Genomic DNA, 19,292 nt, shown 5'->3' with positions numbered 1-19,292 from the left:
ACATCATGCAGAGCCCGCTTTTCGGCTTCGCCGAGCAGCAGACGCAGGAGCGCTACGCCCTGCAGAACCCGCAGTTGCTGCGGGTCAGCCTCCAGGGGCACGACGACGTCCTCGCCCGCAAGGGCGCCATGGTCGCCTACCAGGGGCTCCTGGAGTTCGACGCGGAGATCCAGTCCTCGGGGCAGCGCCGCGCCCGCGCGCACACCGGCGAGGGACTCGACCTGATGCGCTGCCACGGGCAGGGCACGGTCTACTTCGCCAACCTCGCCCAGTACATCCATGTCGTGGACGTCGGCCACGAGGGCCTGACCGTGGACAGCAGCTATGTCCTCGCCCTGGACTCCTCGCTGCACTACGAGGTCGTCGCCGTGGACAGCCAGTACGGGATCTCCGGCTCCGGCAAGTACCAGATCGTCATCACCGGCACCGGCAAGGTCGCCCTGATGACCTCCGGCCAGCCGCTGATGCTCCAGGTCACCCCGGACCGGTACGTCAACGCGGACGCGGACGCGATCGTGGCCTGGTCCAACGGGCTGCGCGTCCAGATGCAGGCGCAGACGCACTCCTCCGGGGTCTGGCGCAGGCGCGGCAGCACCGGCGAGGGCTGGGAGCTGAGCTTCATGGGCACCGGCTACGCCCTCGTCCAGCCCAGCGAGCTCCTGCCCCCGCAGAGCGCGCAGATCGGCCAGGGGGTCCGCGCCCAGTACGGCATGGGCCAGCAGGGCGCCCGCGGCCAGAACCAGGGCAACGTCTGGAGCTGACCGCGGACGGACAGCCCCAAGCTCCACGGCTACGGACAGCGCCACGGTCAGGGACAGCGCCGTGGCGAAGGGGCGGCCCACGATGCGGGCCGCCCCTTCGCCGGGTGCGTCTCGGGCCGGGCGGGCGCCGCTCCGCCGCGGGCCCCGGCCATCCCGCCGCGCTACGGGTGCGCGGCCTGGGCGGAGAGCCGTTCCCGTACGGCTGCCAGGAGGCGGAGGACCGAGTCGTCGGCGACGGTGGCGACCTCCGCGTAGTCGAACCAGCGCAGGTCCAGGGACTCCTCGCTGATCGCCTGCACGGCGCCCGCCGGGGCGAGCGCCGCGTACTGCACGTCGAAGTGCCAGTGGCAGGGCGGCGGAATGCGGTGCCGGTCCAGGCGGACCGGGCCGCCCGGCAGCAGCCGCAGCCCGCCGATGCCGGACTCCTCGCCCGCCTCCCGCAGGGCGGCCTCGGCCAGGGAGCCGTCACCGGGCTCGCAGTGGCCGCCCATCTGGAGCCACATCCGCAGCTTGCGGTGGAGGGTCAGCAGCACCCGCTCCCGCTCCGGGTCGATCACCAGGGCGCTGGCGGTGAGATGCCCGGAGCCGCAGGCCTTGAAGACCCCGTCGGGGTGGGCGGCCAGCTGCTCCAGGTACTCCTCGCGCAGCGCGGGCTGGTCCGCGTACTCCGTCAGTACGCGGACCGCGTCCTCGTGGAGGCTCACTTGCCGTCGTCACCCTCGCCGCCGGGCCTGCCGCCCTCGTCGCCCTCACCGTGCTCGGCGCTCGCGTCGGTGCCGCCGTCCGCCGCGGGGCCCTCGTCCGTACCCGGGCCGCTCGCGTCGCTCCTGCCGCTCTTGCCCTTCTCGCCCTTGTGCAGGTCCGGGCCCTTGCCCGCGGCCTCGCCGAGCATCTTGTCCAGCTCGGAGAAGTCGAGCTGCTCGTGGTGCACGAAGCCGTCCGGGTCGTCCAGGTCCGCCGCGGTGGGCAGCATGTCCGGGTGCGACCAGAGGCCGTCGCGGCCCTCGACCCCGCGGGCGTCGGTGAGCGAGGCCCACAGCCGGGCGGCGTCCCTGAGGCGGCGCGGGCGCAGTTCGAGGCCGATGAGGGTGGCGAAGGTCTGCTCGGCCGGGCCGCCGGAGGCGCGGCGGCGGCGCAGCGTCTCGCGCAGGGCGTCCGCCGAGGAGAGCCGCGGCTTGGCCGCCGCGTGCACCACCGCGTCCACCCAGCCCTCGACCAGCGCGAGCGCGGTCTCCAGGCGGGCGAGCGCGGCCTGCTGCTCGGGGGTGTTCTCGGGCTGGAACATGCCCTGCTGCAACGCGTCCTGCAGCTGCTCCGGATTCTGCGGGTCGAACTGGCCCACCACGTCCTCGAGCTTGGCGGTGTCCACCTTGATCCCGCGGGCGTACCCCTCCACCGCGCCGAACAGATGCGAGCGCAGCCAGGGCACATGGGCGAAGAGCCGCTGGTGGGCGGCCTCGCGCAGGGCGAGGTAGAGCCGCACCTCGTCCATCGGCACGCTCAGGTCCTTGCCGAAGGCCTCGACGTTCACCGGCAGCAGGGCGGCCTGGCCGGGCTTGCCGAGCGGCAGGCCGACATCGGTGGAGCCGACCACCTCGCCCGCGAGCACCCCGACGGCCTGCCCGATCTGCGTACCGAACATGGCGCCGCCCATCTGGCGCATCATGCCGATCAGCGGGCCCGCCATGGCCTGCATCTCCTGCGGCAGCACATCGCCCATCGCCGCGCCCACCCGCTCGGCGACCGGGTCGACCAGGTCCTTCCAGACGGGCAGGGTCGCCTCCACCCACTCCGCGCGGCTCCAGGCCACCGCCGAGCCCGAGCCCGAGGGCAGCGAGGTCACATCGTCCAGCCACAGGTCCGCGAGGCGCACCGCCTCCTGGACGGCGGAGCGCTCCGCCGGGCCCACGCTGGAGTCCTTCACGCCGTCCTGGGTGCCCTGGGCGACGGTCTGGCGGGCGATCTGCTGGGCCATCTCCCAGTTCACCGGGCCGCCCTCGTAGGAGAGCATCTGCCCGAGCTGCTGGAAGGCGGCGCCGAGGTCGCCCGGGTTCATGGAGCCGAACATCGCCGCGAAGGGGTTGTCACCGCCGCCCGGGCCGCCCGCGCCGGGCAGGCCCCCGAATCCGAAGCCGAAGGGGTTCGCCGGTCCCTGACCGCCGCCGCCCTGCTGGTCCTTCTTCCTGCCCTCGTCGCCGTTCTCCGGCTCCTCCGGCGGAAGGCCGAATCCGAATGGGGTGTCACTCACGGGATTCCTCGGCTCGTAGGGCCGCCGGTCGGTTCCGGCGGCGGCTGCCCGACATCACCTCCAGCGTAGACACCGCGCCGGTTGTGGGCTCGATGCTCCGCCGACTCGCGGCCTGCGGCAGGATGGATGCCACCTGGTACGTACGTCTTCTTCGGGTACGTACTGAAGACAACCGCTGGAGAGGCCCGTTGAGTTCCCCAGATCCGCAGGTTCGCGCAGCGCGAAACATCGCGACGGGCGAGGCAGGCCGCAGGCTCACCGTCGCCGTCACCGGAGCCGCGGGGGGCGTCGGCGCGGTACTCGTGGAGCGGCTCGCGGCCAGCGAGGAGATCAAGCAGGTCCTGGCCTTCGACGAACGCCGCGGGGAGTGCGCGGCGGCCCAGTGGCATGTCCTGGACGTGCGCGACCCCGCCATCGCGGAGAAGCTGCGCGGCGCCGATGTCGTCGTCCACCTCGCCCTGGACCTGGGGCTCGACAGCGACCCCGCGGCCCGTACCGCCTACAACGTCCGCGGCACCCAGACCGTGCTCACCGCCGCCGCGGCGGCCGGGGTGCACCGGGTCGTCCTGTGCACCTCCGCGATGGTCTACGGCGCCCTGCCCGACAACGAGCTGCCGCTCTCCGAGGACGCCGAGCTGCGGGCCACCGCCGAGGCCACCGGCGTGGGCGACCTCCTGGAGGTGGAGCACCTGGCCCGCCGCGCCCCGCGCGCCCACCCCGGACTCAATGTCACCGTGGTCCGCCCCGCCACCCTGGTCGGCGGCACCGACACCGCGCTGACCCGCTACTTCGAGTCCCCGCGGCTGCTGGTCGTCGCCGGTTCGCGGCCGGCCTGGCAGTTCTGCCACGTCGAGGACCTGTGCAGCGCCCTGGAGTACGCGGTGCTCGGCAGGGCCGAGGGCGAGCTGGCGGTGGGCTGCGAGGGCTGGCTGGAGCAGGAGGAGGTCGAGGAGCTGACCGGCATCCGGCGCATGGAGCTGCCCTCCGCGGTGGCGCTGGGCGCCGCGGCCCGGCTGCACCGGATCGGCCTCACCCCGTCACCGGCCGGGGACCTCGCGTACACGATGTACCCGTGGGTGGTCAGCGTCGGCAGGCTGCACGACGCGGGGTGGCGGCCGCAGTGGACCAACGAGGAGGTCCTGACCGAACTCCTGGAGGAGGTCGCCGGGCGGCACACGGTCGCCGGGCGGCGGCTCGGCCGCAAGGACGCGACGGCGGCGGGCGCGGCCGGTGCCACGGTGGCGCTGCTCGGCGCCGCGGCCGTGGTGCGCAGGGCCCGCAAGGCGCGGCGGCGGATCTGATCCGGCGGCCCCGCGACCGGTCCGCGGGGCGCCCGGCGGATCGGGGCCGGACCACCTCCGCGCGCCCCCGTACGGCACCATGGGGCCATGACCTCCGTGCACGCGTCCTCCGCGCACCCCGGTGAACAGGCGGCCGAGGAACCCATCCGGCTGCTGGAACTGCGGTCCACCCCGCTCTCCGTCGACGAGGTCCACCGGGCCGTCGGGGACTCGGCGGCGGGCGGCACCGCCCTGTTCGTCGGCACCGTCCGGGACCACGACGGCGGGGCGGACGTCGACGCCCTCTCGTACTCCGCGCACCCCTCGGCCGAGGCGGAGCTGCGCAAGGTCGCGGAGAAGGTGGTCGCCGACTTCCCGGTGCGCGCGCTCGCGGCCGTGCACCGCACCGGTGACCTGGTGGTGGGCGATCTCGCGGTGGTCGTCGCGGTCTCCTGCGCGCACCGCGGGGAGGCCTTCGAGGCCTGCCGCCGGCTGATCGACGATCTGAAGCGGGAGGTGCCGATCTGGAAGCACCAGCGCTTCTCGGACGGCACCGAGGAGTGGGTCGGCGCCTGCTGAGCGCGGCACCCCGCCCGCCGTCTCCGGTCCGGCCTCCGGCCGCGCCCTCACCCGTACGCCGGGATGACTTCCCGAAAGTCGTTCCGCTTGCGTAACCGGCACCCTGCCGTGAGCGTTGATCGTGCGGATCGCTAATCTGCTGATCAGTCAGTTGCATTCGCTCGTCTCGGTTGGGAGGTCGCCATGGGGGCACTCACCTGGCTGCTCATTCCGTTTGCCGCCGCGGTCGGGGCCGGAGCCTGGGGCAGCTGGATCGCCCGGCGCCGCCATGCCGGCGACGGTCCCGAACTCGCCGGCTACGCCCGCTTCCGCGAGGCCATGGAGAAGTCCCACTCGGGTTCCGGCACCCTCTGAGCCCCGGGCCGCCGCGCAGGGGGCACCAGGGGCACAGATGAACGGGCCCGACCGGCGTGCGCGCGGACGTTTCCCGTACTGTCGTGCCATGCCACGCCGCACCTCGACGATGCTCGCCTCCACCCTGATGCTGATCGCGCTGCTGTGCGCGGGCGTCTTCATCAAGGTGCCGTACTCGGAGATGTCGCCCGGTCCCACCGTGAACACCCTCGGGGACCACGGCGGCGAACCGGTCCTGCAGATCTCCGGCCGCAAGACCTACGGCACCAGCGGGCATCTCAACATGACCACCGTGCGGGTCACCGGCGCCGACTACACGATGAACCTCCCCGAGGCCGTCGTCGGCTGGCTCTCGCACGACCGGGTCGTGGTGCCGCACGAGACGCTGTACCCGAACGGCAAGACGGAGGAGCAGTCCTCCCAGGAGAACGCCGTGGAGTTCAGCGGCTCCCAGGAGAACGCCAAGGCCGCCGCGCTCCGGGAGCTGAAGATCCCGGTGCAGGCCCGGGTGCTCGTCGCCAAGGTCTCGAAGGACAGCATGGCCCGGGGCTCCCTGCACGTCGGCGATGTGATCCGCAGCGTCGACGGGAAGCCGGTGTCCGACACCGACGACGTGAGGAAGCTGGTGACCGCGCGCAAGCCCGGCGAGAAGGTCGAGTTCACCATCGTCCCCGCCAAGGAGGCGGCCGCCGCCAAGAAGGCGCGCAAGGAGTCGAAGCGCACCGAGCAGGTCACCGTGAAGACCCGCGCGAACGGGGACGGGGACGCCGTCGTCGGCATCGAGACCGGGGCCGACCACATCTTCCCGTTCGACATCGACATCAAGCTGGCCGACGTGGGCGGCCCGAGCGCGGGCCTGATGTTCGCCCTCGGCATCGTCGACAAGCTGACCCCGCAGAACCTCACCGGCGGCAAGTTCGTCGCGGGCACCGGCACCATCGACGACGACGGCGCCGTCGGCCCCATCGGCGGCATCGGGATGAAGACGGTCGGCGCGCGCGACAAGGGGGCCGAGTTCTTCCTCACCCCGAAGGACAACTGCGCCGCCGCCGCGAAGGACGTGCCGGACGGGCTGACCCTGGTCGAGGTGGAGACCATCGCGGACGCCGTCGACTCCTTGCAGGACATCCGCGCGGGCCGGACCTCGGACCTGCCCTCCTGCACCAAGGGCTGACCTCACTCACCCGGGCGGGGCGGCGCAACCGGTCACGTACCGGTTGTGCCGCCCCGCCCTGAGCGTCCGCCGTCCGCCGCTACTCGGCGAAGGTCGCCGCCAGCGCCTCCGCGAGGCCCGGTACGAGACCGGCGCCGGTCAGCACCTCGGTCGGCGCGTCCTTCTCGCGCAGCCTGAGCGCCGACTCCCGGGTGCCGTCCCGCAGCACCCCCACCGTCATCCGGACCTCCTGGCGCTCGGGGTGGGCGGCCACCCACCGGGCGAGCTGCGCCTCGTCGAGGCCCTCGGGCACCGACTGCTCCGCGGAGGGCGGCAGCATCAGGCGCTCCACCGTCAGCGCGCAGCCGGCGACCGCGTCCGGCCAGGCGATGGTGCCGAGGAACTCGTCCAGCGGACTGCCCGCCGGAAGCTCCTCCTGTTCGATCGGGGTGAGGGAACCGGCCGCCGTCCCCTCGCCGAGGCCGAGGCGTTCGGCGAGGCCGGGCTCCTCGGTACGCAGCTTCTCGGTGTCGACGAGGGCGAAGAGCAGGGCCGGGCGGTCCCAGCCGAGGCCGGAGACGTAGTCGTCGATTTCGAGTACGGCACGGGTCAGCGGGCTCGCCGTCATCGGGGGGCCCGCAGGGGTGTGGTTGGACATGGCCAATATCCTGCCTGGTTCAGGGGGCGGACCGGGAACCGAGCCTGGTTCGAGGCCCTGAGCGGGAACTGAGTAAAGCTTCCGTAAGTTGCACCAGTGGGCCCTACCATCACGGGGCCGACCCAGCAGTGCCGTTCCACCTCCCGGACCGCCGCCGGCGGGCCGGAGGGAGGGCCCCCGGCGGGCCGTTCCGCAGCAGTATCCGCGTGGCCGGTTCCGTCCGGCGGCGCCAGACCGACAGAGCAACAGCGACAGCGACTTCGAGGTGTCACCTTGGCTTTCCAGATGCCGGACCGCGGCGGAGGCCCGACGGGTCCACGGAGAATCTCCGTGGGCCGGCCCTCCCGGCGTGTCCGCACGCTTCTCATGACGCTCGGCGTCCTGGCCGTGCTCGCCATGGTCTTCGTGATGTTCGCGGGCTTCTGGACGGACTGGCTCTGGTACCGCTCCGTGGGGTACTCGTCCGTGTTCACCACCACCCTGTGGACGAAGATCGGGCTCTTCTTCGTCTTCGGGCTGCTGATGGCCGTGGCGGTCGGGGTCAACATCTGGCTCGCGCACCGGCTGCGGCCCCCGCTGTCCGCGATGTCCGCGGAGCAGCAGAACCTCGACCGCTACCGGATGGGCATCGCCCCGTACAAGAAGTGGATCCTGCTCGGGGTCACCGCTCTTGTCGGTCTGGTCTCCGGTGCCTCGGCGGCCGGGCAGTGGCGCACCTGGCTGATGTGGGTGAACGGCGTCGACTTCGGCCAGAAGGACCCGCAGTTCCATCTGGACGTCTCCTTCTACGCCTTCGACCTGCCCTGGTACCGCTTCCTGCTCGGCTTCGGCTTCGCCGCCACCGTGCTCAGCCTGATCGCGGCCACCGTCACGCACTACCTCTACGGCGGGCTGCGCATCACCAGCCCCGGCGCCCGGGCGACCTCCTCGGCGACCGGCCACCTCTCGGTCCTGCTCGGCGTCTTCGTGACGCTCAAGGCGGTGGCCTACTGGCTGGACCGCTACGGACTCGCGGTGAAGTCCAGCGACTTCAAGGCCACCGGGAACTGGACCGGCCTGCGCTACACCGACGCCAACGCCTACCTCCCGGCGAAGACCATCCTCTTCTGCATCGCGGTCATCTGCGCGGTGCTCTTCTTCGCCACCCTGTGGCGGCGCACCTGGCAGCTGCCGGTCATCGGCTTCGGCCTGATGGTGCTCTCGGCGGTGCTGATCGGCGGCCTGTACCCGGCGATCGTGCAGAAGTTCCAGGTCCAGCCGAACGAGCAGGCCAAGGAGGCCCCGTACGTCGAGAAGAACCTCAAGGCCACCCGTGAGGCGTACGGGATCAACGGCACCGAGGTCCAGGAGTACCAGGGCAAGAGCGCGACCGAGGACAAGACGAAGCTGCGCGACGACGCGGACAGCGTCGCGAGCCTGCGGCTGCTCGACCCGAACATCGTCTCGCCGACGTTCCAGCAGCTCCAGCAGATGAAGAACTACTACGCCTTCCCCTCCAACCTCGACGTGGACCGCTACACCTCGGGCAAGGGCGCGGACGCCAGGGAGCAGGACACCGTCATCGGCCTGCGCGAGCTGAACCTCGGCGGCATCCCGAAGAACAACTGGATCAACGACCACTTCCGCTACACCCACGGCTACGGAGTGGTCTCCGCCAAGGGCACCACCGCCGACCAGGACGGGCGGCCCGTCTTCACCGAGTCCGACCTGCCGTCCAAGGGCAGCCTCGGCTCGTACCAGCAGCGGGTGTACTACGGCGAGAAGACCACCCAGTACTCGATCGTCGGCGGTCCCCAGAAGGAGATCGACTACTCCGACGACAGCGGGGAGAAGACCACCAGCTTCAAGGGCAAGAGCGGTGTCAACCTCTCCAACCCGATGAACCGCGCCGCCTACGCGGTGGCCTTCGGCGAGCCGCAGATCCTCTACTCCGGGGCGATCGGCGAGGGTTCGCGGATCCTGTACAACCGCACGCCCAAGGAGCGCGTCGAGGCGGTCGCCCCCTGGCTGACCATCGACGGCGACGCCTACCCGGCGGTGATCGACGGCCGCATCCAGTGGATCGTCGACGCCTACACCACCACCAACGGCTATCCCTACGCCTCGCGCACCACGCTCGGCGACACCACCGCGGACTCGCTGACCGCGGCGAACAACCAGCGCGCGGTGGTGGCCCAGGAGAACCAGGTCAACTACATCCGCAACTCGGTGAAGGCCACCGTCGACGCCTACGACGGCAAGGTCAAGCTCTACGAGTGGGACACCAAGGACCCGGTGCTCAAGACCTGGAAGAAGGCCTTCCCGGGCACGGTGGAGCCCAAGAGCAAGATCTCCAAGACGCTCATGGACCACATGCGCTACCCGCAGGACCTCTTCAAGGTCCAGCGCGAGCTGCTCACCCGCTACCACGTGAAGGACGCCACCACCTTCCTCAGCGGCAGCGAGGTCTGGCAGGTGCCGGACGACCCGACCAACAAGACGGGCGACGCGGTACCGCCGTACTACCTGAGCATGCAGCTGCCCAAGGAGAAGTCGCAGTCCTTCTCGCTGACGACGACCTTCACCCCCAACGGCCGGGACAACCTCAGCGCCTTCATGGCGGTCAACGCCGAGGCGGGCACCAAGGACTACGGCAAGATCAGCGTCCTGAAGCTCCCGTCCAGCAGAACCGTCGACGGGCCCAAGCAGGTGCAGAGCCAGTTCAACTCGGAGCAGACCATCGCCGAGTCGATCAGGCTGCTGCGCGGCGGCGACTCCGAGGTGGAGTACGGCAACCTGCTCACGGTGCCGCTCGACGGCGGACTGCTCTACGTGGAACCCGTCTACGTCCGCGGCGGCGGCCTGAAGTATCCGCTGCTGCGCAAGGTCCTGGTCACCTACGGCGGTGCCACCGCCTTCGAGGACACCCTCGGGCAGGCCCTGGACAAGGTCTTCGACGCCAAGGGCGACACCGAGAAGCCACCGGAGGGCGAGAAGCCGCCGCCGGCCTCGGAGGACCCGACCGTGCAGGAGGCCCTGGACGATGTGCAGCAGGCCTTCGACGACGGCCAGGAGGCCTTCAGGAAGGGCGACTGGGAGGCGTACGGCAAGGCCCAGAAGAAGCTGGAGGAGGCGCTGAAGCGGGCCGCCGAGGCGCAGGCCGACGTCGAGAAGCGCGAGGCGGGCGACGGCAAGCCCGCCAAGCCCAGCGTCCCCGGGAAGCAGCCGGAGGGCGGCGCGAAGCCGGACGCGGGCGAGGACGGCGCGAAGGGCAACTCCCCCTGAGGACCGCCGAGGAGAGGCACCGTCCCGCGTCGTGCTAGGGTCGTCCTACCGACGCGGGGTGGAGCAGCTCGGTAGCTCGCTGGGCTCATAACCCAGAGGTCGCAGGTTCAAATCCTGTCCCCGCTACTGCAGTTGGAGGCCCGGATCCTGGAAACCCAGGATCCGGGCCTTCGTCGTGCGGCAGTTGATTCGCTCAGGTGTCCTTCGCAGGGCTGGCCCAAGACCCGGTCCGGCGTGCGCAGGCCCGCCAAGAGCGTTTTCCTTGACCTGAGTTCAGGTCTCTTGACGATTGTTCAGTTCGACGTGTTTGACTTATCTCTCTGTGGGCATGTCGACAAAACGCTGAAGTGACCTCACTGCTGCGGTATACCAGATGTACCAAGGTTGCGGGTGGTGCGACGATGGACGTTATGGGGGACAAGGCAACTCTGTTGGAAACAGGGCGATTTGTGCAGCCGACCGACCGGGACGAGACCGGTACGGCCGCGGAGGAGGCGCGCCACCGGCACGCCGCCGCCTCGGGCGACTCCGAGGCGATGAGCGTCCTCGGCGCCCTTCTCCTGCGCCGCGGCGACCTCGACGGGGCCGAGCCCCACCTGCGCGCGGCCACCGCCGCGGGCGACCGCGCGGCCGCCAACAACCTCGGCGTCCTGCTCCACCAGCGCGGCTACGCGGAGGAGGCGGCCGGCTGGTGGCGCACCGCCGCCGTCGCGGGCTCGGCCGCCGCCGCCCACGCCCTCGGCCGCCACCACCGCGAGCGCGGCGACGAGCCCGCCGCCGAGTACTGGCTGCGCCAGTCCGCCGAGCAGGGCCACGCCCTCGGCGCCTACGCCCTCGCCGACCTCCTGGAGCACCGCGGCGACGGCGAGGCCGAGAAGTGGATGCGCGCCGCCGCCGAGCACGGGCACCGGGAGGCCTCGTACCGCCTCGCGCGCGCCCTGGACCGCCGCCCCGAACCGGAGGGCCCGGGCGGGCACGGCTTCCCGGGCGCCCCGGCGCGCGCGGCGCAGAGCGCGGACGGCGAGCAGGAGGCGCTCGCCGCCGAGGCCGAGCAGTGGTACCGGCAGGCCGCCGCCCGCGGCCACCGCCGAGCCGCCCTGCACCTGGGCACCCTCCTGGAGGCGCGCGGCGAGCTGAAGGAGGCCGGGCGCTGGTACCTGACCTCGGCCCGCGACGGCGAGGCACGCGCCGCCTGCGCCCTCGGCTTCCTGCTGCGCGACGCGGGCGACGAGGAGAGCGCCGCCGTGTGGTGGCTGCGGGCCGCCCAGGACGGCGACGGCAACGCGGCCAACGCGCTGGGCGCCCTGCACGCGCAGCGCGGCGAGACGCAGACCGCCGAGCGCTGGTACCGGGCCGCCATGGACGCGGGCGATGTCAACGGCGCGTACAACCTCGGCCTGCTCTGCGCGGGCCAGCACCGCAAGGTCCAGGCCGAGCAGTGGTACCGCCGGGCCGCCTACGCCGGTCACCGCGAGGCCGCCAACGCCCTGGCCGTGCTGCTGCTCCAGGCCGGGGACACCGCGGGCGCCGAGCCCTGGTTCTCCAAGGCGGCCGAGTCCGGCAGCGTGGACGCGGCCTTCAACCTCGGCATCCTGCACGCGGGCCGGGGCGAGGCGGCGAGCGCCCTGCGCTGGTACGAGCGGGCGGCCGAGGCCGGGCACACCGAGGCGGCCTTCCAGGTCGGCATCGCCAAGCTGCGGGACGGCGACGAGCCCACGGCCGAGCGGCTGCTGCGCAACGCCGCCGGGGGCGGCAGCGCGGAGGCCGCCTACCGGCTCGCCGCCGTCCTGGAGGCGCGGCGCCCGCCGGAGCCCACCCACGAGCTGGGCGAGAGCACCACCGAGCGCGCCGAGTACGAGGAGTGGTACGAGCGGGCCGCCGAGCAGGGGCACCGGCGCGCCCAGGTGCGGGTCGGCATGCTCGCCGCCGCCCGCGGCGAGGTGGTCGAGTCGGCGCGCTGGTACCGCCTGGCCGCCGAGGCGGGCAGCCGCAACGGCGCCTTCAACCTCGGCCTGCTGCTCGCCCGCGAGGGCAGCGAGCCGGAGGCGGCGCTGTGGTGGACCCGGGCCGCCGAGGCCGGGCACGGCAGGGCGGCGCTGCGGCTCGCGCTGCTCTACGCGCGGCGCGGGGAACTGGGCGACGCCCAGCGCTGGAGCGCCCTCGCGGTCGAACTCGGCCCGGCGGAGGTCGCCCGGCGCGCGGGCCGGCTCTCCGAGGCGCTGCGGCAGGAGATGACGGCCTGAGCGCGCGGTGCGGGGCCGAGCCGCGAGCCCGACCGCGGGCGGGACGGAGCCTTCCGTCCCGCCCGCGGCCGTTTCCGGGGGCGGTGCGTGACCGTTCCCGGCGGCGGGTGCTGTGACGCGTCCCACCCGGTGGCGCCCGGCCCGGTCGCCCGGCGGTGGGGCACCGCTCCGACCAGCGGGATTCCGGCGGGAGCCCCGACCGTAAAGCGATTTGCGCTGCTGCGTGAGGTCAACGTAGTGTGGTGTTCACCGACGCGGGGTGGAGCAGCTCGGTAGCTCGCTGGGCTCATAACCCAGAGGTCGCAGGTTCAAATCCTGTCCCCGCTACTCAAGGCCGAAGGCCCGGTACCGACACTGGTACCGGGCCTTCGGTGTGTTCCGGGTGCGGGTCTTTCCCCGGGCGGGTGCACAGGGGTGCAAAGGCCGTACAAGGGGGCCGAAGGGGGCTGTTGTGGCGCGCGCCCAGATGTTACTTTGCGGTAGCCCGCAAGCAACCGAGGTGGCAGGCCGGGCCGTGCGGGTGCGCCCCGGCCCGCCCGTGCGGCGGGCGCCGGCGCCGGACTCCGCACCGGCGCCGTGGCATACGGCAGGCAGCCGGGGGGAGGCGAACATGGGCGCCGCGAAGGCCGGTGGGCGTACGTCCGCCGCACACGGGGAGACCCCCGCCGGACGCGAGCTGCCGCCGCGCGCCGCGCTCCGGGCGGAGCACGACCCGGCCCCCGAGCGGGCCCGCACGGGAGCCGCGCTCCGCGCCCAGGACGAGGGGCGGGAGGTGCTCGCCCGGGTCCTGCGGGAGATGGCCGGTGACGAGGCGATCATCCAGGAGATCGTCCACGAGGCCCGGCACCACTCGCCGGATGTGGCCCGGCTGACGGTGGAGGAGAACCGCCGCCATGTGACCCTTCTGATCAGCGCGGGCCTCGCCGCCCTCGCCGGTGAAGTCACCCTGGAGGAAGGGGACTTCGGGCCCGCCTCCCGGCTCGGGGCGCTCCGGGCGGCGCAGGGCATCTCGATCACCGCCCTGCTGCGCGCCGTGCACGCCGGGCGCGGGCGCATCACCGAGATCGCCATCGAGCGGGCCCGCGCGGCGGGGGTGCCCGCCGATCTGATCCTGGAGGCGCTGGTCGCCGTGAACCGGTACGCGGGAATGCTGGAGCGGCATGTGATCAGCGGATACCACGCCGCGGAACTCGAACTCGCCTGGACCGCCCGCGACTCCCGGCAGCAGGTGCTGCGGCACATCCTGCACGGCCGGACCGCGGAGCTGGAAAGCGAGGAGATCGTCCGGGCCGGACTCCAGTCGGAGGGGCTCTACCACTGCGTGCTCTCCGATGTGACGGAGCTGTCGCAGGCGCGCTCCCTGGAGCAGCGCTTCGTCGGCGACTCGGGGGTGTACGGACTGGTGGACGGCAGGCTCTCCGGGCTCACCCCCCGGCTGCCCGCCCCGGAGGCGGTCGGCGCCGCCCTGATGGTGGCGAGCCCGGCCGTCCCGCTCGGCAGGGCCAGCGAACTGCACCCGCTGGTGCTCTCCGCGCTCCAGGCGGGGATCAGGCTCGGGCTGCGCGGACTGTATCCGCTGACCGAACTGGCCGGTGAGACCGCGCTGTTCGCGCAGCCGGCGCTGGCCGAACTCCTGGTGGGCAGCCTGCTCGGGCGGCTGCGGCCCGGTGACGAGTTCCACCGGCAGCTGGCGACCACCGCGCTGGCCTATCTGGACCACGGCCACCGGGTGGACCAGGCCGCCGTGGCGCTGCATGTGCACCCCAATACGGTGCGCTACCGGCTCAGCCGCCTGAGCGAGATCACCGGGGCCCCGCTGGACCTCCCGGCGGGCGGCGTGCGCCCGGCCGTCTTGCAGACCATGCGCTGGTGGTGGGCGCTGCACACCTGGCTGGAGGAGGCCGCTCCCGGCTCCTGAGCCGCCGGGTGAGGGCCGCGGGGGTCCGTCCGTACGGCAGGGGGCTTGCCCGGTTCCGTACGGCAAGAGAATCCGGCTGCCCTCGTGGGGCGGGGCGGTTCGCCCGGTGTCTCAGCGGCAGTCCGGGCAGACGCCCCGGAAGGTGACCTCGGCGCCGGTCAGGCTGAAGCCGAAGCGCTCGGTGTCGGGGAGGGTGGCGAGCGGGTCGCCGGTCGGGTGGACGTCCCTGATGGTGCCGCACCGCGCGCAGACCAGGTGCTGGTGCGCCTGGTGGGCGTTGGGGTCGTAGCGCTTGGCGCGTTTGTCGGTGGCGACTTCGAGCACCTCGCCCAGCGAGACCAGCTCGCCGAGGGTGTTGTAGACGGTCGCCCGGGAGATCTCGGGCAGCCTGGTCACCGCCCTGGCGTGAACCTCGTCGGCCGTCAGGTGGACGTGATCGCCGTCGAGGACCTCCGCCACGACGCGCCGCTGGGCGGTCATGCGCCAGCCGCGCCCGCGCAGCCGTTCCAACAGGTCACTCATGCGGGCCAGCTTAACAGCCGAGGTCTCGAACCCGAACATGTATGTCTTTGGACCTCTGCTTGACTTAGACAAAGTCCAATGTAGGGTCGGGTCTCATCCCGGCCGAGGCGCGGTCGGCGCGAGGACGCAGGAGGCGTACGTGACCCAGGGACCGCTCACCACCGAGGCCGGGGCGCCGGTCGCCGACAACCAGAACAGCGAGACGGCGGGCGCCGGCGGTCCGGTGCTCCTCCAGGACCAGTCGCTCCTGGAGAAGCTCGCGCACTTCAACCGCGAGCGGATCCCGGAGCGGGTGGTGCACGCCCGGGGCGCCGGTGCGTACGGCACCTTCACGCTGACCCGGGACGTCTCGCGGTGGACGCGGGCGGCCTTCCTCTCCGAGGTCGGCAAGCAGACCGAGGCCTTCCTGCGGTTCTCCACCGTGGCGGGCAGTCTCGGGGCGCCGGACGCGGTGCGCGATCCGCGCGGCTTCGCGCTGAAGTTCTATACCGAGGAGGGCAATTACGACCTCGTCGGCAACAACACCCCGGTGTTCTTCGTCAAGGACGCCGTCAAGTTCCCGGACTTCATCCACACCCAGAAGCGTGATCCGTACACCGGCAGCCAGGAGGCGGACAACGTCTGGGACTTCTGGGGGCTGAGCCCCGAGTCGACCCACCAGGTCACCTGGCTCTTCGGCGACCGCGGCATCCCGGCCGGCTACCGCCATATGAACGGCTACGGCTCGCACACCTACCAGTGGAACAACGAGGCGGGCGAGGTCTTCTGGGTCAAATACCACTTCAAGACCGACCAGGGGATCGAGAACCTCACCACCGAGGAGGCGGAGGCCCTCGCGGGCCGGGACCCCGACAGCCACCAGCGGGACCTGCGCGAGGCCATCGAGCGCGGTGAGTACCCGAGTTGGACCGTGCAGGTGCAGATCATGCCCGCGGCCGAGGCGGCCGGTTACCGCTTCAACCCCTTCGACCTGACCAAGGTCTGGCCGCACGGGGACTACCCGCCGATCGAGATCGGCAGGCTCGAACTGAACCGCAATCCGCAGAACATCTTCGCCGAGGTGGAGCAGTCGGTCTTCTCGCCCGCCCACTTTGTGCCGGGCATCGGCCCCTCCCCGGACAAGATGCTCCAGGGCCGCCTCTTCGCCTACGGGGACGCGCACCGCTACCGCGTCGGCGTCAACGCCGACCATCTGCCGGTCAACCGCCCGCGCGCCACCGAGGCGCACACCCACTCCCGGGACGGCTTCCTCTACGACGGCCGCCACCGGGGCGCGAAGAACTACGAGCCGAACAGCTTCGGCGGCCCGCACCAGACCGGCCGGCCGCTCTGGCAGCCGCTGCCGGTCGGCGGGGCCACCGGCGACCACGATGCCCCGCGCCACGCCGAGGACGACGACTTCGTGCAGGCCGGTGACCTCTACCGGCTGATGCCCGAGGACGCGCGGCAGCGCCTGGTCGACAATCTGGCGGGCAGTATCGCGGGGGTCTCCCGCGAGGACATCGCCGAGCGCGCCGTCCACAACTTCCGCCGGGCGGACGGCGATCTCGGCAAGCGCCTGGAGGCCGCGGTGCGGGCCCTGCGCGAGGGCTGACCGGGGTCGGGGGCCACCGAGGTCGGGGCTCACCGCGGCCGGAGCCCGACCGCTCCCCGGGCGGCCGGTCACCCGGCCGGTGGGCCCGCCGCTCGGCGGATCAGCCGGTCAGGGCCGTGGGACGGCTGGGCTGGGAGGCCCAGCAGCGGATGATGTCCCGTACCGAGACGATGCCGCTCGGCTCGTTCTCGTCGAGGACGATCAGATGCCGGAAGCCGCCGTGCGACATCGCGGCGGCGGCCTCCTCCAGGGTCCAGTCCGGGGCGGCGAAGACGACATCGGTCGTGGTGTGCGCCCCGGCGCGTTCGCTGTCCGGGTCCTCGCCGGTGCCGAGGGAGTTGAGGACGTCGCGCTCGGTGAGGATGCCGATACCGCTGGTCTCGGGATCGAGGACCACCGCCGCACCGATGCGGCGCGCGGACATCAGCCGGGCCGCCTGCCGCAAAGTGTGGTCGGGGCCGATGGTGAGAACCACCGTACTCATGGCGTCGCGGACGAGCATGGGCGTGTGCCACCTCCTTGAGGGACCACCGGAACCCGCGTTCCGTGTCCCGCGGCCCGTGCTGTGAGGCCTTCGAGAAACGATTCACAAGTTCACAAGTGGAGGGACTCTCAGAGTCGCAAAGAGTGGGCAAACCGGCAAGGGGTGGTGCGGGGCGGCCGCGGCCCTATGCCAACAGGCCGCTCAGCGCCGGGACTTGAGGTGGTCGAGCAGTTCGTCGTGGAGGAGGCCGTTGGAGGCGGCGGCGTTCTCGCTGTGCGGCCCCGGGCGCCCGTCGAGCCCGGTGAAGCTGCCGCCCGCCTCGGTCACGATGATCGCGTTCGCCGCCATGTCCCACAGCGAGAGCTCGGGCTCCGCGCACAGGTCCACCGAGCCCTCGGCGACCATCATGTACGGCCAGAAGTCCCCGTAGCCCCGGGTGCGCCAGACCTTGCGGCTGAGGTCGAGGAAGCCGTCGAGCCGCCCCTGCTCCTCCCAGCCGCTGAGGCTGGAGTACGCGAAGGAGGCGTCCTGGAGGCGGGAGACCGCGGAGACCTTCAGCCGGGAGGCGGCGGAGAGGCTGCGGCCGGTGAAGGCGCCGTGGCCCCGGGCGGCCCACCAGCGGCGGTTGAGCGCCGGGGCCGAGACCAGGCCGACCACGGGCTGGAAGCCGTTCTCGCCCGCCTCCATCAGGGAGATCAGGGTCGCCCAGACGGGCACGCCGCGTACGTAGTTCTTGGTGCCGTCGATCGGGTCGACCACCCAGCGCCGGGGGCCGGTGCCCTCGATGCCGAACTCCTCGCCGAGGACCGCGTCGCGCGGGCGGGCGCGGTGGAGCTGCCCGCGGATGAGCTCCTCGGCGGCCTTGTCGGCCTCGGTCACCGGGGTCATGTCCGGCTTCGTCTCGACTTTCAGGTCGAGCGCCTTGAACCGGTCCATGGTCCCGGCGTCGGCGGCGTCGGCGAGCACATGGGCCAGCCGCAGGTCATCGAGATAGTCGGGCATGGACGAACAGTATCCAGCGGGGGGAGCGATCGGCCAGGCCGCAGGCGGGCGGGTCGACCCCGGCCGCCTCCACGGCCCGCGGACCCTTGACACCTTGCCGGGCTGCGTCAACTCTGACGGCAGCCGCCTGTGCGGCGGCCCGGGAGGCGAGGATGCCCGCAGCACGCGAAGCCCTGCTGGACGCCGCGTCCGCCGTCCTCGCGCGGCGGCCCTGGCCCCGGGTGCGGATGGTCGACGTGGCGGCGATGTCCGGCCTCTCCCGGCAGACCCTCTACAACGAGTTCGGTACGAAGGAGGGCCTCGGCCGCGCGCTGGTCCGGCGGGAGGCCGACGCCTACCTCGCCGGGATCGACCGGGTGCTCGCCGCCGAGGGCGACCCGGGCGAGCGGCTGACCGCGGCCGCCGAGTGGACGGTGGCCGCCGCCCGCCGCAGTGCGCTGCTGCGCGCCCTGCTCACCGGCTGCTGGAGCGAGCGGCTGCCGAGGCCGGTGCCGGGCGCGGCCGACTCGGGCAGCCCGGTGCCGGCCCAGCGCCGCGCCGACGCCCCGCTGCCCGCCCCCGCCGATCTGCTCGCCCTGGTCCGCGACCGCTGCCTGGCCGCCCTGTGCGCACCCGGCGCGAGCGGTGTGCACCCCGAACTCCTGCTGCTCGCCTGCGAGGTGGGGATGCGGCTCGCGCTCTCCTGTGTCCAGGCCCCGTCCGCGCGGGACGGCGCCGGGCGGCTGGTACGGGAGGCGCTGGACCCGCTGCTCGCCAGGACGGTCTGAGCGGCGGGCCGGGGAGCGGGTCAACAGGGCCGCGGGGGAGGGCAGTCGGCGGACGCCGCGCTCAACAAGCCCTGCCGGACGGCGACTTGCCGCAAGAGCTCAGTGCGCCGAGCCCGACAGCTGGAGCCCGATGACGCCGATGATGACGAAGCTGATCGAGACGATCTTCAGCGTGGAGACCAGGTCGCCGAGGAAGACCATGCCGTAGATGGCGGTGCCCGCGGCGCCGATGCCGGTCCAGACCGCGTAGGCGGGGCCGACGTCGAGCTTCTTCAGGGAGAGGGTGAGCAGGCCGAAGCTGCCCAGCGCGAAGGCGCAGAAGGCGACGGTCGGCCAGAGGCGGGTGAAGCCGTGCGAGAGCTTGAGGCAGACCGCGAAACCGGTTTCGAGCAGTCCGGCGACGATGACCAGCAGCCACGCCATGTTCTTGCCTCCCGCGTACCAGGTCCGTGACCGCGCCATCGG

General features: G+C 72.4%; 17 protein-coding genes and 2 tRNA genes. 12 read left to right on the top strand and 7 right to left on the bottom strand.

The window, feature by feature from the left end; all coding sequences use genetic code 11:
• Positions 1-5 precede the first annotated feature (5 nt).
• Positions 6-761, top strand: coding sequence for an AIM24 family protein (locus tag MID12_RS08535; RefSeq protein WP_040248528.1), 756 nt, complete (start codon positions 6-8; stop codon positions 759-761).
• A gap of 161 nt (positions 762-922) precedes the next feature.
• Here the strand turns inward: MID12_RS08535 and MID12_RS08530 are convergent, their stop codons facing one another.
• Positions 923-1,465, bottom strand: a complete 543-nt coding sequence (locus MID12_RS08530) for an NUDIX hydrolase (RefSeq protein WP_263165781.1) — start codon at positions 1,463-1,465, stop codon at positions 923-925.
• A complete protein-coding gene (locus tag MID12_RS08525) occupies positions 1,462-3,009 on the bottom strand; it encodes a zinc-dependent metalloprotease (RefSeq protein WP_263165778.1) in 1,548 nt (515 codons plus the stop codon). The genes MID12_RS08530 and MID12_RS08525 overlap by 4 nt, the downstream gene beginning before the upstream one ends.
• 188 nt (positions 3,010-3,197) lie before the next feature.
• Here MID12_RS08525 and MID12_RS08520 point away from each other — a divergent pair, with 188 nt between their 5' ends.
• The 4 genes from MID12_RS08520 (at position 3,198) to MID12_RS08505 (ending at position 6,396) form a co-directional block, all read left to right on the top strand.
• On the top strand, positions 3,198-4,310 hold the full coding sequence (locus MID12_RS08520; protein WP_040248523.1) for an SDR family oxidoreductase: 1,113 nt from the start codon (positions 3,198-3,200) through the stop codon (positions 4,308-4,310).
• An 87-nt stretch (positions 4,311-4,397) separates the two neighbouring features.
• Positions 4,398-4,868: a molybdenum cofactor biosynthesis protein MoaE gene (locus MID12_RS08515; protein WP_186095433.1), complete on the top strand. Its 471-nt coding sequence runs from the start codon at positions 4,398-4,400 to the stop codon at positions 4,866-4,868.
• Positions 4,869-5,051: 183 nt separating this feature from the next.
• Complete coding sequence (locus MID12_RS08510) at positions 5,052-5,222, top strand: hypothetical protein (protein WP_163011106.1); 171 nt, start codon at positions 5,052-5,054, stop codon at positions 5,220-5,222.
• Between the two features lie 88 nt (positions 5,223-5,310).
• Positions 5,311-6,396, top strand: a complete 1,086-nt coding sequence (locus tag MID12_RS08505) for a PDZ domain-containing protein (RefSeq protein ID WP_040248521.1) — start codon at positions 5,311-5,313, stop codon at positions 6,394-6,396.
• A 79-nt stretch (positions 6,397-6,475) separates the two neighbouring features.
• Here MID12_RS08505 and MID12_RS08500 read toward each other — a convergent pair whose 3' ends face one another.
• Complete coding sequence (locus MID12_RS08500) at positions 6,476-7,033, bottom strand: PPA1309 family protein (protein WP_040248519.1); 558 nt, start codon at positions 7,031-7,033, stop codon at positions 6,476-6,478.
• Positions 7,034-7,318: 285 nt separating this feature from the next.
• On the opposite strand from MID12_RS08500, the gene MID12_RS08495 reads away from it, so the two are divergent.
• From MID12_RS08495 to MID12_RS08475, 5 genes are all read left to right on the top strand, one after another.
• The gene (locus MID12_RS08495; RefSeq protein ID WP_052482198.1) at positions 7,319-10,297 is read left to right on the top strand and encodes a UPF0182 family protein; all 2,979 of its coding nucleotides are present in this window, start codon (positions 7,319-7,321) and stop codon (positions 10,295-10,297) included.
• Between the two features lie 52 nt (positions 10,298-10,349).
• A tRNA-Met gene (locus MID12_RS08490) sits at positions 10,350-10,423 on the top strand.
• A 275-nt stretch (positions 10,424-10,698) separates the two neighbouring features.
• Positions 10,699-12,540: a tetratricopeptide repeat protein gene (locus MID12_RS08485; RefSeq protein WP_263165772.1), complete on the top strand. Its 1,842-nt coding sequence runs from the start codon at positions 10,699-10,701 to the stop codon at positions 12,538-12,540.
• A 253-nt stretch (positions 12,541-12,793) separates the two neighbouring features.
• Positions 12,794-12,867 (top strand) — tRNA-Met (locus tag MID12_RS08480).
• Between the two features lie 283 nt (positions 12,868-13,150).
• A complete protein-coding gene (locus MID12_RS08475) occupies positions 13,151-14,458 on the top strand; it encodes a helix-turn-helix domain-containing protein (RefSeq protein ID WP_263165769.1) in 1,308 nt (435 codons plus the stop codon).
• 111 nt (positions 14,459-14,569) lie between these two features.
• Here MID12_RS08475 and MID12_RS08470 read toward each other — a convergent pair whose 3' ends face one another.
• Positions 14,570-14,980: a Fur family transcriptional regulator gene (locus tag MID12_RS08470; RefSeq protein WP_040248516.1), complete on the bottom strand. Its 411-nt coding sequence runs from the start codon at positions 14,978-14,980 to the stop codon at positions 14,570-14,572.
• 139 nt (positions 14,981-15,119) lie between these two features.
• Between MID12_RS08470 and MID12_RS08465 the strand changes: the two genes are divergently transcribed.
• On the top strand, positions 15,120-16,574 hold the full coding sequence (locus tag MID12_RS08465; protein WP_263165766.1) for a catalase: 1,455 nt from the start codon (positions 15,120-15,122) through the stop codon (positions 16,572-16,574).
• A 100-nt stretch (positions 16,575-16,674) separates the two neighbouring features.
• Here the strand turns inward: MID12_RS08465 and MID12_RS08460 are convergent, their stop codons facing one another.
• Together MID12_RS08460 and hisN are read right to left on the bottom strand one after the other, a co-directional pair.
• Positions 16,675-17,076 carry a cyclic nucleotide-binding/CBS domain-containing protein gene (locus tag MID12_RS08460; RefSeq protein ID WP_263165763.1) on the bottom strand — a complete coding sequence of 134 codons (402 nt, stop codon included), beginning with the start codon at positions 17,074-17,076 and terminating at the stop codon, positions 16,675-16,677.
• Positions 17,077-17,259: 183 nt separating this feature from the next.
• Positions 17,260-18,060, bottom strand: a complete 801-nt coding sequence (gene hisN, locus MID12_RS08455; RefSeq protein WP_040248513.1) for a histidinol-phosphatase — start codon at positions 18,058-18,060, stop codon at positions 17,260-17,262.
• 152 nt (positions 18,061-18,212) lie between these two features.
• On the opposite strand from hisN, the gene MID12_RS08450 reads away from it, so the two are divergent.
• Positions 18,213-18,827 carry a TetR/AcrR family transcriptional regulator gene (locus MID12_RS08450; protein WP_263165760.1) on the top strand — a complete coding sequence of 205 codons (615 nt, stop codon included), beginning with the start codon at positions 18,213-18,215 and terminating at the stop codon, positions 18,825-18,827.
• 99 nt (positions 18,828-18,926) lie between these two features.
• Here the strand turns inward: MID12_RS08450 and MID12_RS08445 are convergent, their stop codons facing one another.
• The gene (locus MID12_RS08445; protein ID WP_040256608.1) at positions 18,927-19,250 is read right to left on the bottom strand and encodes a DMT family transporter; all 324 of its coding nucleotides are present in this window, start codon (positions 19,248-19,250) and stop codon (positions 18,927-18,929) included.
• Positions 19,251-19,292 lie beyond the last annotated feature (42 nt).

Origin of the sequence: Streptomyces sp. SCSIO ZS0520 (genome assembly GCF_025643355.1) — a bacterium.
GTDB classification, from domain to species: Bacteria; Actinomycetota; Actinomycetes; order Streptomycetales; family Streptomycetaceae; genus Streptomyces; species Streptomyces physcomitrii.
The sequence above is the reverse complement of the archived record's forward strand: the minus strand, read 5'-3'. Positions and strand labels throughout refer to the sequence as shown.

Coding starts and splice junctions, on each gene's coding strand:
- MID12_RS08535 (WP_040248528.1), top strand. CDS start 6: ATGCAGAGCCCGCTTTTCGGCTTCGCCGAGCAGCAGACGCAGGAGCGC.
- MID12_RS08515 (WP_186095433.1), top strand. CDS start 4,398: ATGACCTCCGTGCACGCGTCCTCCGCGCACCCCGGTGAACAGGCGGCC.
- MID12_RS08510 (WP_163011106.1), top strand. CDS start 5,052: ATGGGGGCACTCACCTGGCTGCTCATTCCGTTTGCCGCCGCGGTCGGG.
- MID12_RS08505 (WP_040248521.1), top strand. CDS start 5,311: ATGCCACGCCGCACCTCGACGATGCTCGCCTCCACCCTGATGCTGATC.
- MID12_RS08500 (WP_040248519.1), bottom strand. CDS start 7,033: ATGTCCAACCACACCCCTGCGGGCCCCCCGATGACGGCGAGCCCGCTG.
- MID12_RS08495 (WP_052482198.1), top strand. CDS start 7,319: ATGCCGGACCGCGGCGGAGGCCCGACGGGTCCACGGAGAATCTCCGTG.
- MID12_RS08485 (WP_263165772.1), top strand. CDS start 10,699: ATGGACGTTATGGGGGACAAGGCAACTCTGTTGGAAACAGGGCGATTT.
- MID12_RS08475 (WP_263165769.1), top strand. CDS start 13,151: ATGGGCGCCGCGAAGGCCGGTGGGCGTACGTCCGCCGCACACGGGGAG.
- MID12_RS08470 (WP_040248516.1), bottom strand. CDS start 14,980: ATGAGTGACCTGTTGGAACGGCTGCGCGGGCGCGGCTGGCGCATGACC.
- MID12_RS08460 (WP_263165763.1), bottom strand. CDS start 17,076: ATGCTCGTCCGCGACGCCATGAGTACGGTGGTTCTCACCATCGGCCCC.
- hisN (WP_040248513.1), bottom strand. CDS start 18,060: ATGCCCGACTATCTCGATGACCTGCGGCTGGCCCATGTGCTCGCCGAC.
- MID12_RS08450 (WP_263165760.1), top strand. CDS start 18,213: ATGCCCGCAGCACGCGAAGCCCTGCTGGACGCCGCGTCCGCCGTCCTC.
- MID12_RS08445 (WP_040256608.1), bottom strand. CDS start 19,250: ATGGCGTGGCTGCTGGTCATCGTCGCCGGACTGCTCGAAACCGGTTTC.